The sequence below is a fragment of the Cupriavidus sp. IK-TO18 genome (assembly GCF_015549295.1).
In the GTDB taxonomy this organism is placed as follows: Bacteria; Pseudomonadota; Gammaproteobacteria; order Burkholderiales; family Burkholderiaceae; genus Cupriavidus; species Cupriavidus oxalaticus_A.
On the sequence record NZ_JADGMP010000007.1, the window covers coordinates 356,926 to 370,216 of the forward strand.

Genomic DNA, 13,291 nt, shown 5'->3' on the forward strand with positions numbered 1-13,291 from the left:
CGACGAGCATAGCAGACGACACGCCGGAAAACCCGTTGCCGTTCATCAGCCAGCCGCGCATTCCTGTATAATTCGCTTTTGCGCCTAGAGGATTTGCTATGCGTCTTGTCCAGAAAGCACTCACATTCGATGACGTGCTGCTCGTCCCGGCCTATTCGGCCGTCCTTCCCCGGGATGTTTCCCTCCGCACTCGCCTGTCCCGTTCGATCGAACTGAACATTCCGCTGGTGTCCGCTGCCATGGACACGGTGACGGAGGCGCGCCTGGCGATCTCCATGGCGCAAGCCGGTGGCATCGGCATCGTCCACAAGAACCTGAAGCCCGCCGACCAGGCCCGCGAAGTGTCGCGCGTCAAGCGCTACGAGTCGGGCGTGCTGCGTGATCCGATCACCATTTCGCCGGACGCGAAGATCCGCGATGTGATCGCGCTGTCGCAGCAGCATGGCATTTCGGGCTTCCCGGTGCTGGAAGGCAAGATCGTCGTCGGCATCATCACCAACCGCGACCTGCGCTTCGAGGAAGAACTCGACGCCCCGGTGCGCGCCAAGATGACCCCGCGCGAGAAGCTGGTGACGGTGGCCGAAGGCGCGCCGCTGGAAGAAGCCAAGCGCCTGATGAACCGCCACCGCCTGGAGCGCGTGCTGGTGGTCAACCAGGCCTTCGAGCTGCGCGGCCTGATCACGGTGAAGGACATCCAGAAGGCGGTCGAGAACCCGCTGGCGAGCAAGGATGACCACGGCCAGCTGCGCGTAGGCGCCGCGGTCGGCGTGGGTCCGGACAACGACGAGCGTGTCGAGCTGCTGGTCAAGGCCGGCGTCGACGTGATTGTGGTCGATACGGCGCATGGCCACAGCCAGGGTGTGCTGGATCGCGTGCGCTGGGTCAAGCAGAACTTCCCGCAAGTGCAGGTGATCGGCGGCAATATCGCCACCGGCGACGCCGCCCGTGCGCTGGTCGAGCATGGCGCCGACGGCGTCAAGGTCGGCATCGGCCCCGGCTCGATCTGCACCACCCGTATCGTGGCTGGCGTGGGCGTGCCGCAGATCACCGCCGTTTCCAACGTGGCCGAGGCGCTCAAGGGCACCGGCGTGCCGCTGATCGCCGACGGCGGCATCCGCTATTCGGGTGACGTGGCCAAGGCCCTGGCGGCCGGCGCCCACACCGTGATGATGGGCGGGATGTTCTCAGGCACCGAAGAAGCGCCGGGCGAAGTGTTCCTGTACCAGGGCCGCTCGTTCAAGAGCTACCGCGGCATGGGTTCGGTAGGCGCGATGAAGGACGGCGCGGCTGACCGCTACTTCCAGGAAGACAACACCGCCAACGTCGACAAGCTGGTCCCCGAGGGGATTGAAGGCCGCGTGCCGTACAAGGGTTCGGTGATGGCCATCATCCACCAGCTGACGGGCGGCGTGCGTGCCTCGATGGGCTACTGCGGCAGCAAGTCGATCGCCGACTGGCATGAGAGTGCCCAGTTCGTCCAGATCACGGCAGCCGGCATGCGTGAATCGCACGTGCACGACGTGCAGATCACCAAGGAAGCGCCGAACTACCATATCGACTGACGCGCAGCGATCGCGCCCGCCGTCCGCAGTGGCGGCGGTGCGCTGCCCGCGATCAGCGGGACGAGGGCGAGCGCCGCCCTGGTCCGACCGGATTCCAATCCGGCCCCGACCGTGGCCCCGGCCGCGCGCCACGCCGGTGTTGCCTGTCCCGGCGTGCCTTGCTGCCAGCCGCATCACCGGCGGGGCCCAGACGAGGAGCGCCAATGAAGGTGTTGCTGCGAGCCGTGCTGTTTTTCGATGCCCTGGTGGACCTGCTGCTGGGCGTCCTGCTGTTGATGTCCCCATTCACCACGCTGTACGCGGCGCTGCAATTGCCGCAGCCACAACCCGCGCTGTTCGGGCAACTGCTGGGCGTGGCGCTGGCCGGCCTGTCGGTGCTGCTGTGGCAGGCCGCGTTCAACGGCCAGCTGACGGTACCGGTGGCACGCACGGCCGGCTATGTGAACCTCGCCAGCGCGATGCTGATCATTGCCTGGATGGTGTTCCTTGAGCTGCCGCTCGAAGGCGCCGGCAAGATCTGGCTGCCGACCATGGCCGTGGTGCTGCTGTTTTTTGCCGCGGTGCAGATCCCCGCGGCGAAACGCGTGCGCGTGCGCGAGCAGCAGCTGAAGATGGAACGCGCGCTGAAGGAACAGGAAACCCGGAAGGAACCCGGCGTCGCCCCCGCGGCACGCCCAACGAATACCCCAGAATACCGGCGCGAGCCGGTCATCACGCCGCCGCCGGGCTATGGCCCCGGCACGGAAGTGACCGAGCCCGCAACGGAAGACACGCCATCGGCCCATCATGCACGACAAAATCCTCATTCTTGATTTCGGCTCGCAGGTCACGCAGCTGATCGCCCGCCGCGTCCGCGAGGCGCACGTCTACTGCGAAATCCACCCGAACGACGTCTCCGACGACTTCGTGCGCGAGTACGCGCCCAAGGCCGTCATCCTGTCGGGCAGCCACGCCAGCACCTATGAAGACCACCAGCTGCGCGCGCCGCAGGCGGTGTGGGACCTGGGCGTGCCGGTGCTCGGCATCTGCTACGGCATGCAGACCATGGCCGTGCAGCTCGGCGGCAAGGTCGAGTGGAGCGACCAGCGGGAGTTCGGCTACGCCGAGATGCGCGCCCACGGCCATACCGCGCTGCTCAAGGACATCGAGGATTTCCGCACTGCGGAAGGCCACGGCATGCTCAAGGTCTGGATGAGCCACGGCGACAAGGTCACCGGCCTGCCGCCGGGCTTCAAGCTGATGGCGTCCACCCCGAGCTGCCCGATCGCCGGCATGGCCGACGAAGCGCGCGGCTACTATGCCGTGCAGTTCCATCCCGAGGTCACGCATACCGTCAAGGGCCGGCAGATGCTCGAGCGCTTCGTGCTCGGGATCGCCGGCTGCAAGGCAGACTGGGTCATGCGCGACCACATCGAAGAAGCCGTCGCCAAGATCCGCGAACAGGTCGGCGACGAAGAGGTGATCCTGGGCCTGTCGGGCGGCGTCGATTCGTCGGTGGCCGCGGCGCTGATCCACCGCGCCATCGGCGACCAGCTCACCTGCGTCTTCGTCGACCACGGCCTGCTGCGCCTCGACGAAGGCAAGATGGTGATGGAAATGTTCGCCGGCCGCCTGCACGCCAAGGTCGTGCACATCGACGCTTCCGAGCAGTTCCTCGGCCACCTGGCCGGCGTGACCGACCCCGAGCAGAAGCGCAAGATCATCGGCCGCGAGTTCGTCGAGGTGTTCCAGGCCGAGGCGAAGAAGCTGAGCAAGGCCAAGTGGCTGGCGCAGGGCACGATCTACCCCGACGTGGTGGAATCGGGCGGCACCAAGACCAAGAAGGCCACCACCATCAAGAGCCACCACAACGTCGGCGGCCTGCCCGAAACGCTGGGCCTGAAGCTGCTCGAGCCGCTGCGCGACCTGTTCAAGGACGAAGTGCGCGAACTCGGCGTGGAACTGGGTCTGCCGCCGGAAATGGTCTACCGCCATCCGTTCCCGGGCCCGGGCCTGGGCGTGCGCATCCTCGGCGAAGTCAAGCGCGACTATGCCGACCTGCTGCGCCGTGCCGATGCCATCTTCATTGAAGAACTGCGCAAGACCATCGCCACCGAGCAGGACGCTGCCGCTGGCCTGTGCGAGCCGAACCAGGTCGGCAAGAGCTGGTACGACCTGACCAGCCAGGCATTTGCCGTGTTCCTGCCGGTCAAGTCGGTGGGCGTGATGGGCGACGGCCGCACCTACGACTACGTCGTGGCGCTGCGCGCTGTGCAGACCACCGACTTCATGACGGCGCATTGGGCGCACCTGCCGTACGCGCTGCTCGGCCGCTGCTCGAACCGCATCATCAACGAAGTGCGCGGCCTGAATCGGGTGGTGTATGACGTGTCGGGCAAGCCGCCGGCGACGATCGAGTGGGAGTGATTTGACGTCCTCCGAAGTCTATCGCTGACGATCGGAAATCTCCCGGAAACCCGCGCCGCTGCGCGGGTTTCGTGTTTTTGGCTATCGATGGCTATCGACTGAAATCGGACTCTGGGGTCGGTAGCAAGGCCGCCAGTGTGGCCGTTCCTATCAACTTCGGGATGGCTCTACCGGGCGATTCGGGATCAAATGCAGCGCCCCACGTGATAGACCTCTTTCGCGGTGTTCCTCACCATGACCATCCCTTGCGGACTGCGCTAGAGAAAAAAACTGGAGACAGGCGAAGGTGGTTTCCATGCCGTTCGCCAGCACGACAAATCCGGCAAGCGGCAAATGGTGCTAGTCTTTCACGTTCTGTCCCTGACAGTGCCCCAATGCTTGCAATGCCGCCGGCTAGCTAAACGTGTGAGTCATAGATGCGACTACCCCGCAAGCACCTTCAAACAGCTTTATTGCTGGCCGCTCAACTGGCCGGATTCCTTGCCGCAGTTCCCGTGATGGGCCAGACGACTGCGGCGACTTACCCGAGTCACGCTGTCGAACTGGTGGTGCCAAGCTCAGCGGGCGGTGGTACTGATACGGTTGCGCGAGCCTTCAGCGAAGCCATGCGAAAGTACCTGCCGCAGCCGCTGACCGTGGTGAACAAGCCAGGCGCCAGTGGCGCAATCGGCATGACGGAAGTGGCCCGCGCCAGGCCGGATGGCTACAAGCTCGGCATAATCATCGCGGAAGCCGTGATCGTCCCGCATGTCGGGCCGACCACGTTCGACCCCGCCCAGCTGGTGCCGATCGCACGCCTGAATGCCGATCCGTCCGCGATCACGGTGAGGGCCGATTCGCGCTGGAATACCATCGAGGCGTTCCTGGCATTCGCCAAGGCGCACCCCGGTGAGGTGCAGGTCGGGAATTCCGGTCCGGGTTCGATCTGGCACCTGGCGGCGACGGCGTTGGAGGACAAGTCGCACGTCAAGTTTAATCACGTGCCGTTCACCGGCGCGGCGCCGGCGTTGGTGGCGTTGATGGGCGGGCATATCGACGCGGTGGCTGTCAGTCCCGCGGAGGTATCGGCCTATGTGGCCGCGGGCAAGGTGAAGACGCTCGCGGTGATGGCCGACCAGCGTGTCAGCGGTTTCGAGAATGTGCCGACGCTTCGTGAGCGGGGTATCGCCCTCTCGATCGGCACATGGCGCGGGCTGGCCGCGCCCAAAGGCACGCCACCCGAGGTGCTCGAAACCCTTGCGGCCGCCAGCCGCAAGGCGGTGGCGGATCCAGTCTTTGTGGCGGCGCTGAGCCGGCAGAACCTGGGCATTGCCTATGCCGACGCAGCGACCTTCAAGGCGATGATCGCGGCTGACAACGCGGTGATGAAGGCGCTGGTGGCCAGGACCAACCTGAAGAAGTGAGGCAGCGCATTCGCTGGTCCCGATGATGCTGACGGGGGCTTATGACAGGCGGGCAATCTCCTCAAGCAGCGCCGCCTCCATCGCCTCGATCGGCGCGCGCGCGCAGCCGGTGTAGAACTCGACCTGGGCGCACGCCTGGTGCAGCATCATGCGCGTGCCGTCGATGGTGCGGCAGCCGAGCGCTGCGGCATCGCGGATCAGCTTGCTCCTGACCGGGATGAAGGCGGCGTCCATGACGATCAGGTGCGCGGCGAGCTGTCCGGCGACCGGGTTGACATCGGGGGCGCGAAAGCCCGCCGCGGTCGCGTTGGCGAGCATGTCGAAATCCGCCGCGCGGAAGTCCGTCAACCCGCCGCCAAAGCGCAGGCCGAGCGAGCCGGCCAGTTCTTCGCCGCGCGCCGCGGTGCGGTTGAACACGGTCACGCTGGCGCCGGCCTCGCGCAAGCCATAGGCCATCGCCCGCGCCGCGCCGCCCGCGCCCAGCAGCGCAATGCGCTGGCCGGCCACATCCGTCACCTCCTGGAACGCCCGGACGGCGCCGATGCAGTCGGTGTTGTAGCCGGTCAGCACGCCATCGAGATTGTTGATGGTGTTGACCGCGCCGATGGCGCGCGCGGTCTCGTCGAGATGGTCGAGGTGGGGGATCACGGCCTGCTTGTGCGGCATCGAGACATTCATGCCGCGCACGCCGAGCGTGCGGATCGACTGCACGGCGCCGGGCACGTCCTGCACCCCGAAGCACACAAAGGTGTAGTCGATCCCGAGCGCCCGATAGGCGGCATTGTGGATGCGCACATTGAAGGTGAAGGGCTCGCCCATGATCGAGCCGCACAGCGTGGGAATGGAACCGGGCATTGCGGGGTGTCCTTGCGAGGAAAATCAGGCGGCTGCCTGGGCGGCAAAGGCCGCCAGGTCGAAGCGCGCGGCAGGTTGCCGCCCGGCGAGCGCGTCCAGCAGGTTGCGCGTGGCCAGTTCGGCCATGGCACGACGGGTCTCATGCGTGGCCGAGCCGATATGGGGCAGGGCGGTCACCCTGGGATGGCGGCGCAGCGGCGAATCCTGAGGCAGCGGCTCGGTGGCGAAGACGTCCAGCCCGGCCGCGCGCAGGTGGCCGCTTGCCAGCGCCGCGAGCAGCGCGTCTTCCTGCACGATCTGGCCGCGCGCGCCGTTGACGAAGATGGCGCCCGGCTTCATCAGCGCGAACTCGCGCGGGCCCATCAGGCCTCGGGTGCTGTCTGTCAGGGGCAGCGTGATGGCGACGATATCGGCGCGGCGCAAGGCGTCGTCGAGTTCCGTCCGGGTGGCGCGCCCCACCAGGTCGGGCGGCTCCATGGCAGTCTCGTTGACGTAGAGCACCTCCATGCCGAAGCCGAGCGCCGCGCGCCGCGCCACGGCCTGGCCGATACGCCCGAAACCCAGGATCGCCAGCGTCTTGCCGTGCACGTCCCAGCCGAACAGGCTGTCGCCGATATTGGCGGTCCAGCGGCCTTCGCTGACGTGGGCCGCCAGCTCGACCAGGCGGCGGCTCGTGGCCATGATGAGGGCGAAGACGGTGTCGGCCGTGGTCTCGGTAAGTACGCCCGGCGTATGGCACAGCGTGATGCCGCGCTGGTGCAGGCAGGGGAGGTCATAGTTGTCGACGCCCACCGAAATACTCGAGATCACTTCCAGCCGGCCGGCTTCGGCCAGCTCCGCCGCGCCCAGCTTCACGCTGGAGCCGATCAGGCCATGGGCGGATGCCAGCGCGGCGCGGAAGGCCGGCCGTTGTGCCGGCTGGCGCGGGTCAGCCACGATCACGTCATGCTCCGACTCGATCCTGGCGAGCAGATCGTCAGGAATCGGCCGGAACACCAGTACATTCTTGCGCATGGGTAGTCCTTGCTGTGGCTTCACAGGCTGGCGGCCGCCAGCTGGGCATGGGTCGGCAGGCCTTCGGTATCGCCGCGCACCTGCACCGCCCGGGCGCCGATCCAGGCACCGCGCCGGACGGCTTCGCCCACCGGGCGGCCCTCCAGCAGCGCGCTGATCACGCCCACGGCAAAGCCGTCGCCGGCGCCAACGGTATCGACGACGCGCTCGACGCTGAAGGCCTCGACATGGCCGCTGCCGGCCTCGCCATCGAAGTAGGCGCCGTCGGCACCGAGCTTCACCACCACCAGCTTCGCGCCGCGGGCACGGTAGAAGGCGGCAATGCGTTCCGGCTCGGCGTGGCCGGTGAGGAAGCGGCCTTCCTCGATGCCGGGCAGTACCCAGTCGCTTTGCTGCGCGAGGTCGTTCAGCGTCTCCCGCATCAGCTCGGGCGTGGCCCACAGCGTGGGCCGAAGGTTGGGATCGAACGAGATCGTGCGGCCGGCGGCGCGCATGGTGGCGATGGCCTGGCGCGTGGCGGCCTGCGTGCCTGCCGCCAGCGCGGGGAACACGCCGGTGACGTGCAGGTGCCGCGAGCGCCGCAGCCATTTGTCGTCCAGGTGCTCCGGGTTCATGCGGCTCGCCGCCGAGCCGCGGCGGTGGTATTCGACGGGCGGATCGCTGCCGTCGTCGACCCGGCCCTTGAACTGGAAGCCGGTGCGCTCGCCGGGCTCGCATACCACCTGGCTGCAATCCACGCCTTCGCGCTGCATTTCGCCGAGCAGGTAGCGGGCCATCGAGTCGTCGCCCAGCCGGCTGGCCCAGCCGACCTTCAGGCCCAGGCGCGACAGGCCGATGGCCACGTTGGTCTCGGCGCCGGCGGTGCGCTTGTGGAAGGTCTGCGCGCCTTCGAGCGGCCCGGCTTCGCCGGCGACCAGCATCAGCATGGCCTCGCCCAGCGTGACCACGTCAAGATCGGGACTCATGCGGGGACCTCCACCGAACGCAGCAGTTCGACATGATGGCGCGTGACCTGTACCAGGTCTTCGCCTTGCAGCGGGAATTCGATCGCACGCGCAACTTGCGTGGGCAGGCGGCGCAAGACGCCGCGCCAGGGTGCCGCCGACTGGTCGAGCGGTACCGCGATCCATTTGGCGGGCGTGCGCTGCACGCCCTTGCAGTGCACGTAGCCGACGTTGGCGCCGAAGACTTGCGCGGCGTCGAGCGGGTCTTCGCCGGTCCAGTGCCAGTTGCCCATGTCGAAGGTCATCGGCACGGTCTCGCCGAGCGCCGCGATACGCGCGAAGAAGTCGCGCAGCGGCGGTACGGTGCCGGCGCGGGCGGTCTGGTCGTTTTCCACGACGAGTTCGATGCCGTCGTGCCGCAGCCAGGGAAGCAGCGCTGCCAGTGCCGTGCCTGCCCGATAGCCGCCAAGCGACATCTTGACCCGGCTCGCACCGAGCGCCAGCGCGGTCGTGAAGGCACGGTCGAGCGCGGCGGCATCGAGGCTGCCTGCGTCATTCCAGAGGCCTTCCGGGCTGGACCAGACCACGTCCAGTCCATGCTCCCCAGCAACCTCGCGCTGTTCGATGACTTCCTCCTTGTGCCCGCGCTGGAGTTCGCCGCGGAATTCCACGCCATCTGCGCCCGCTGCCGCGGCAATCCGCGCCAGCGCCGCCTGGCCGTCGCGCAGCGCGAGGTCGGCACCATAGGCGGTCAGCGAGATAAGGACCGGCGGGCGCGAGGCTCCATTTGCGCCTTCTGGTTGCCACTGGCTCATTTCAGTGCTCCCGCGCTGAGGAATTGCTGCAGTTCCGGCGTCCGTGGCTGCGCGAACAGCGCCTTCGACGGGCCCGCCTCGTGGACCTTGCCCTGGTGCATGAAGATGGTGGTATGCGCCATGCGGCGCGCGAATTCCATCTCATGCGTGACCAGCACCATGGTCATGCCGGAGGCAGCGAGGTTCTCCATGACACGAAGCACTTCCGCCGTCAGCTCGGGGTCGAGCGCAGAGGTGACTTCGTCGAATAGCATCACCTTGGGTTCCATCGCCAGCGAACGGGCGATGGCCACGCGCTGCTGCTGGCCGCCCGAGAGTTGCTCGGGGTAGCAGTCCTTCTTGTCGAGCAGGCCGACCTGGGTCAGCACCTGGGCGACGATGCCGTCGATCCGGCTTGCGGCCATCTTCTTCACGATGGCCGGCGCCAGCGCGATGTTCTGGCCCACGGTCAGGTGCGGAAACAGGTTGTAGCTCTGGAACACCATGCCCACGTCGCGGCGCAGGTCGAGCAAGCGCTTGCGGTCGTGATCCAGCTTGTGGCCGGCGACGGTGATATTGCCGGCATTGATCGTCTCCAGTCCGTTCAGGCAGCGCAGCATGGTGCTCTTGCCGGAGCCGCTGCGGCCGATGATGGCGACTACCTGGCCCGGCTCGATGGCAAACGACACGCCTTTCAGGACTTCGACGCAGCCATACGATTTGTGCACGCCTTGTGCTTCAACGATTGACATGGAGCCTCCTTTCCATGCGCCGGGCCGCCGCGGACAGCGGGAAGCAGAGCGCGAAGTAGATAAGTGCGACGACGACAAAGACCGCAAAGGGCTGGAAGGTCGCGTTGTTGATCAGTTGGCCGGCGCGGGTCAGCTCGATGACGCCGATGATGGAAGTGATCGAGGTGTTCTTGACCAGCTGGACCGAGAACCCCACGGTGGGCGGCAAGGCCAGCCGCACCGCCTGCGGCAGCACCACGTAGCGCAGCTGCTGCCAGCGGGTGAGGGCAAGCGCCTCGCTGGCTTCCCACTGTCCTTGCGGCACGGCCTCGATGCAGCCGCGCCAGATCTCGCCAAGATAGGCGCTGGCGTAGATCGACATCGCCAGCATGGCCGCGACCATCGGCGACAGCTTGAGCCCGAGCACGGACAGGCCGTAGTAGCTCAGGAACAGCACGATCAGCACCGGCGTGCCTTGCACGACCTGGATATAGACCGTGCTGGCCAGGCGCAGCAGCGGGCTTCTGGAGGTACGCGCCAGCGCGACCAGGAAACCGGCCAGCGTGCCGCCGACGAAGGCCAGCAAGGTCACCCACAGCGTCCAGCGTGCGGCCAGCAGCAGGATTTCAAGATGATTCCAGGAAAACTCGGTGATCATTTCGTGCTCCCGGCAACCGCTGCCGTCAGTTCGGCGCGCGCCAGCGGCACGACCGGCGCCGTGCGGGCCAGCTTTCGTGCGCGCGCCACCACGCGGCGCCGCTTGAACACCAGGTTGCCGATCAGGGCGAACATGGCGCGCAGCAGTAGTGCCAGCCCGATATAGAGGAACATGACGAGGATGTAGCTCTCGAAGGTGCGGAAGGTCTGCGAATCGACCTGGCTGGCGACCGCCGTCAGCTCTTCCACCGAGATCGTCGACACCACGCTCGAGGTCAGCATCATCAGCGTGAACTGGCTGGTCAGGGCGGGATAGACCTTTTCGAAGGCCGGTACCAGCGCGACGTGGCGGATCAGCTGCCAGCGCGTCATGCCCAGCGCGGCGGCGGCTTCGAGCTGCGAGCGGTGTACCGCCTGCAATCCGGCACGGATGATTTCAGTCGAGTAGGCGCCGAGGTTGACGGTCATCGCAATCACCGCGGCAGTGACGGCATCGATCTGCAGGCCCACGGTCGGCAAGCCGAAGAAGATGATGAAGAGCTGGATCAGGAAGGGCGTGTTGCGGATCGCCTCGACATAGGCCCTGGTGACGCGCTGCAGCCACGGGCCGCCAAAAGCGGCGGCAATGGCGCCGGCGGTGCCGACCAGGGTGCCAAGCAGGATCGAGCCGAAGCTGAGTGCCAGCGTCATCGCGGCGCCTTCCGCGAAGCGATCCAGCTGCGACAGCACCGGGGTCCATTCGAATTGGTAGTGCATGCGGGTCTCCTGGCACGCCGGCGGGGCGCCGGCGCGCAACCTCAGACGGCCTGGTTCAGAACGTTTGCAGCGCGGGCAGCGCCTTGCCGGTCCACTTCTGCGCAATGGCATCGAGTTCGCCATTGAGCTTGACGTAGGAGATGGTAGTGTTGAGCCACTGGCGCAGCTCGAAGGCGTCGCGGCGCACGGCCATCGAATTCGGCTGCACCGAGAACGCGAACTTGGCGTCGAACTTGCCGGCGCCGCGCGCCTTCATGATTTCGTTGCCGGTGGTGTTGGGCAGCGCAATGGCGTCGACCTGGTTGCTGATCAGCGCCTGCGCGCAGGTGGCATCGTCCTCGAAGCGGACGATATTCATGCCGGGCACCGCCAGGCGGGTCAGCGCGGTGTCCTGCGTGGTGCCGCGCGTCACGCCCACCTTCTTCTTGCCGAGCTCAGTCAGCTTGGCGTACTTGGCAGCGGTAGGCGCAAAGATGGTCAGCTCGAATGCGCTGTAGGGCGAGCTGAACATGATGGCACGCGCCCGCTCCGGCGTCGGCGCCAGCGTCGCGACCAGGAAGTCGACCTTGCCCGCTTCCAGCGCCGGAATCCGGCTGGGCGAGGTGAGCGGAACGATATCGACCGGCACGCCCAGGTACTTGCCGAGCAGGTTGGCCACGTCGACGTCATAGCCGGCGGGTTTGCCGGTGGCGTCCGTGGTGCCGAAAGGCGGAGCACCGGTCACCACGCCGATGGTGACCTTGCCCTTCTTGACGATCTCGGCGACGGTCTGGGCTTGGGCGGTAACAGCGGCGCTGGCCAGGATCAGCAAAGCCAGTACGGGCGTGGCAAAGCGGCGCAACAGGTGTTGGGCGTTCATTGGATGTCTCCTGCACGGATATGAAAGGTGTCGCTGGCGGCAGCGATCTGCATGCCGGATTTGAAACCGGTTTCAGGATTATAGGAAACCGGTTTCAGAGATACAGCAGTGGAAACCCTTACGGGCGCGCCGAGGTTGTTCCGACGGGGAAATGGGTGCGCTTGCGCACCCGCTACGCTGGTGCGGCGGCTCTATGCGTGGCTTGCGCGCGCACGCCGGACGGCGGAGGGGGAGTGATCAGCCGCGGCGGGTGGAACCGCGTGTGACCAGCGTGCCGGGCAACAGCACCCGCCGCGGCGGCAGCTGGCCGCCTTGCAGGCGCTCGATCAGGCAATTGGTGGCAACGCGCCCGATATCGTCGGTCGGCTGGGAAATGGCGCTGAGGCCCGGGCCGACCAACGCGGCCCATTCGGGGTCATCGAAGCCTATCAGGCCAAGGTCGGTACCGAGTTGCCACCCCAGTCGGGCGGCCGACGCGGCCACGCGCAGCGAGATCACTGCGTTGGCTGCCAGCACGGCAACGGGCGCCTGGCCGGCACGCCGGCGCAGCTCGCGCAGCGCTTCATCGAGGGCATCGTCGTCACCTCTGTGGGCTTCAAAAGCAGATCCGCTGACCGTGTCCGCGTGTTCGGCGATAAAGCTTCGAAATGCGCGGGCGCGCTCGTTGCGCGAGCTGATGGCCTTGATCGGCTCGCTGATAAAGAGGATGTGCCGATAACCGGCTTCGACAAGGTGGCCGGCCGCTTCATGGACGGCAGTCAGGTTGTCCAGGGCGACAAGATCGACTTCCGCATCGCCGACCTTGCGATCAACCAGGACGACGGGCTTGCCCAGCTGCGCGGCATCGGTCAGGGCACCGGCGTCGTGGCCCAGTGTATGCAGAATGAAACCCTCCACGCGGTAAGCCGAGAGCGAGCGAATGGCTTCGCGCTCCAGTTGCTCGTCGTTGCCCAGGTTGAACAGCATCACCATATAGCCGGCATCGCGACAGGCCTTCTCAACGCCACGCAGCACTGCTACCGAGAACGAATTGGACACGTCCGCCACCACCAGCCCAATCAGGCGAGACTTGCCGCGTTTGAGTCCCTGCGCCATGGGACTGGGACTATAGCCAAGTGTGCGGATGGCCGATGCCACGCGCTCCTCCACCTCCGTGGACAATTGCTGGCCACCCCGGTTCAGGTAGCGCGATACCGTTGCCTTGGAAACGCCCGCATAGTCGGCTACATCCTGGATGGTGAGCTTTTCTGCGGGATTCGGGTTGGACTTCGGTCGGGTCACGGGCGGCGGCATAAAGTTGGATGAAACCA

13 protein-coding genes are annotated in these 13,291 nt (G+C 66.5%); 4 read left to right on the forward strand and 9 right to left on the reverse strand.

Annotated elements, in window-relative coordinates; translation table 11 throughout:
• The first annotated feature begins 98 nt into the window (after positions 1-98).
• From guaB to IPF36_RS07010, 4 genes are all read left to right on the forward strand, one after another.
• Positions 99-1,562, forward strand: a complete 1,464-nt coding sequence (gene guaB / locus IPF36_RS06995; RefSeq protein WP_133096289.1) for an IMP dehydrogenase — start codon at positions 99-101, stop codon at positions 1,560-1,562.
• A 203-nt stretch (positions 1,563-1,765) separates the two neighbouring features.
• Positions 1,766-2,374, forward strand: a complete 609-nt coding sequence (locus IPF36_RS07000) for a hypothetical protein (RefSeq protein WP_133096288.1) — start codon at positions 1,766-1,768, stop codon at positions 2,372-2,374.
• A complete protein-coding gene (guaA, locus tag IPF36_RS07005; protein ID WP_135705361.1) occupies positions 2,349-3,968 on the forward strand; it encodes a glutamine-hydrolyzing GMP synthase in 1,620 nt (539 codons plus the stop codon). Before IPF36_RS07000 ends, guaA begins: the two co-directional genes overlap by 26 nt.
• Before the next feature lie 416 nt (positions 3,969-4,384).
• Complete coding sequence (locus tag IPF36_RS07010) at positions 4,385-5,371, forward strand: tripartite tricarboxylate transporter substrate binding protein (RefSeq protein WP_255519696.1); 987 nt, start codon at positions 4,385-4,387, stop codon at positions 5,369-5,371.
• Positions 5,372-5,410: 39 nt separating this feature from the next.
• Here the strand turns inward: IPF36_RS07010 and IPF36_RS07015 are convergent, their stop codons facing one another.
• The 9 genes from IPF36_RS07015 to IPF36_RS07055 form a co-directional block, all read right to left on the reverse strand.
• A complete protein-coding gene (locus tag IPF36_RS07015) occupies positions 5,411-6,226 on the reverse strand; it encodes a shikimate dehydrogenase (protein ID WP_133096285.1) in 816 nt (271 codons plus the stop codon).
• Between the two features lie 24 nt (positions 6,227-6,250).
• Positions 6,251-7,240, reverse strand: a complete 990-nt coding sequence (locus tag IPF36_RS07020) for a D-glycerate dehydrogenase (RefSeq protein ID WP_195427630.1) — start codon at positions 7,238-7,240, stop codon at positions 6,251-6,253.
• Between the two features lie 20 nt (positions 7,241-7,260).
• Positions 7,261-8,205 carry a sugar kinase gene (locus tag IPF36_RS07025; protein WP_135705357.1) on the reverse strand — a complete coding sequence of 315 codons (945 nt, stop codon included), beginning with the start codon at positions 8,203-8,205 and terminating at the stop codon, positions 7,261-7,263.
• Positions 8,202-8,999, reverse strand: a complete 798-nt coding sequence (locus tag IPF36_RS07030; RefSeq protein ID WP_135705356.1) for a sugar phosphate isomerase/epimerase — start codon at positions 8,997-8,999, stop codon at positions 8,202-8,204. The genes IPF36_RS07025 and IPF36_RS07030 overlap by 4 nt, the downstream gene beginning before the upstream one ends.
• Positions 8,996-9,730, reverse strand: coding sequence for an amino acid ABC transporter ATP-binding protein (locus tag IPF36_RS07035; RefSeq protein ID WP_133096281.1), 735 nt, complete (start codon positions 9,728-9,730; stop codon positions 8,996-8,998). Before IPF36_RS07035 ends, IPF36_RS07030 begins: the two co-directional genes overlap by 4 nt.
• Complete coding sequence (locus IPF36_RS07040) at positions 9,717-10,367, reverse strand: amino acid ABC transporter permease (protein WP_042879405.1); 651 nt, start codon at positions 10,365-10,367, stop codon at positions 9,717-9,719. The genes IPF36_RS07035 and IPF36_RS07040 overlap by 14 nt, the downstream gene beginning before the upstream one ends.
• Positions 10,364-11,122 carry an amino acid ABC transporter permease gene (locus IPF36_RS07045; RefSeq protein WP_133096280.1) on the reverse strand — a complete coding sequence of 253 codons (759 nt, stop codon included), beginning with the start codon at positions 11,120-11,122 and terminating at the stop codon, positions 10,364-10,366. The genes IPF36_RS07040 and IPF36_RS07045 overlap by 4 nt, the downstream gene beginning before the upstream one ends.
• Positions 11,123-11,177: 55 nt before the next feature.
• Positions 11,178-11,981 carry a transporter substrate-binding domain-containing protein gene (locus IPF36_RS07050; protein WP_133096279.1) on the reverse strand — a complete coding sequence of 268 codons (804 nt, stop codon included), beginning with the start codon at positions 11,979-11,981 and terminating at the stop codon, positions 11,178-11,180.
• Positions 11,982-12,218: 237 nt separating this feature from the next.
• Positions 12,219-13,274 carry a LacI family DNA-binding transcriptional regulator gene (locus tag IPF36_RS07055; RefSeq protein ID WP_135706280.1) on the reverse strand — a complete coding sequence of 352 codons (1,056 nt, stop codon included), beginning with the start codon at positions 13,272-13,274 and terminating at the stop codon, positions 12,219-12,221.
• Positions 13,275-13,291: the final 17 nt, after the last annotated feature.